Here is a 1450-nt window from a genome sequence, read left to right on the forward strand (position 1 = left end):
GGACATGAGGGGTTCTCCTAGGTGTCGAGGTTTCTTGGTGAAGCGAGTTCAGCGTATGACGAGCAAGAGCATGTGAGAAGTGGCGTATACGACAGTATTGCTATTGTTCACGCCATGCGTATCGGACTGATCCCGATCGACGGCTGCTTCGGTTCGGCGGTCGCGTCGATCATCGACATCATGCGGGTGGCCGACGGAGCCCGCAGCGATGTCGACCCGCGGATCGACCCGATCGAACTCGCCATCCTCGGACCGAAACGGACAGTGACCACGACAACATCGATGACCCTGTCGGTGGACCACCCGCTGTCGGAGTCCGCAGAGTTCGACGTGGTCGTCGTCCCCGCGCTTGGAACCCTCACGGCCGCCGCTACCCACGACGCCCTCCAGAGCCGAGATGCTCGTTCGGTCATCGCCTCACTCGGACGCCTCGACGACACGACCACCCGGATCGCCGCGGCGTGCACCGGCGTGTTCGCCGTCGCCGAGACCGGACGGATGCATCACCGGCGAGCGACGACCAGCTGGTTCCTGGGGCCGGAGTTCCTGAAGCGCTATCCGACCGTCGCCCTCGATCTCGACACCATGGTCGTGGTCGACGGGAACCTCGTCACCGCCGGCGCCGCCTTCGCCCACATCGACCTCGCGCTCTCACTCGTGCGATCGATCAGCCCCGACCTGGCCCAACATGTCGCCAAGCTCCTCATCATCGACGAGCGCCCGTCGCAGGCGGCCTTCGTCGCCTACGAACATCTCCGGCACGAGGACCCGATCGTCGTCGAGTTCGAACGCTTCGTGCGCGCCCGCCTGGACGAACCGTTCAACGTCGCCTTCGTCGCGCAGTCGCTCGGCACCAGCCGGCGCACCCTCGAACGACGAGTCCGTGCGGCGCTCAACCTCACTCCGCTCGGCTTCGTCCAACGGCTTCGCATCGAACGAGCTCGGCACCTCTCAGCAACCACGGACCTCACCTCCGCCGAGATCGCGCTACGGGTCGGCTACGCGAACGCCGAGACTCTGCGCTCCCTCCTGCGCAGGGAGCGACGCCGTTCCTGACCTATCGCCATGCCTGTAGCCGGTGTCCTAGTGCTCGACTGGAACCACCTCTCAGCACGTCGCGTCGACGCTCCTGCGTCGCCCCTGGACGACCCACTCGACACGCCCGCAGCACAAGCCATGTGACGTGTCCCGGCTTCCCGGACGGTCGGGGTCGGGTGGCTGTGATGTCGCTGCGTTCTCGTCGAGGGGGTCAGCAGACTCGATCAGGATCGACTGGGATGAGACGCGAAGGCGCTCAGCTCAAGGCGGCCGAAGCCGGCCGGCGGGGTAGCGTCGGACACGTCGAGGTCTTTCGGATGGATGGCGTAGGAACCTCCATCGTCGGGAGACCTCGACATCTACCTGCGGACCGACGCGCCCGGCCGACCTACACCCTCATCTGGGAAGAGCC

General features: G+C 65.8%; 1 protein-coding gene. It reads left to right on the plus strand.

Annotated elements, in window-relative coordinates; translation table 11 throughout:
* Positions 1-114 precede the first annotated feature (114 nt).
* Positions 115-1056, plus strand: a complete 942-nt coding sequence (locus tag ACN8HC_RS19710) for a GlxA family transcriptional regulator (RefSeq protein ID WP_490076541.1) — start codon at positions 115-117, stop codon at positions 1054-1056.
* Positions 1057-1450: the final 394 nt, after the last annotated feature.

Source organism: Flexivirga sp. YIM B11880 (assembly GCF_058148645.1).

Excerpts from the sequence above, each read along its gene's own strand:
- ACN8HC_RS19710 (WP_490076541.1), top strand. The coding sequence starts at position 115 with ATGCGTATCGGACTGATCCCGATCGACGGCTGCTTCGGTTCGGCGGTC.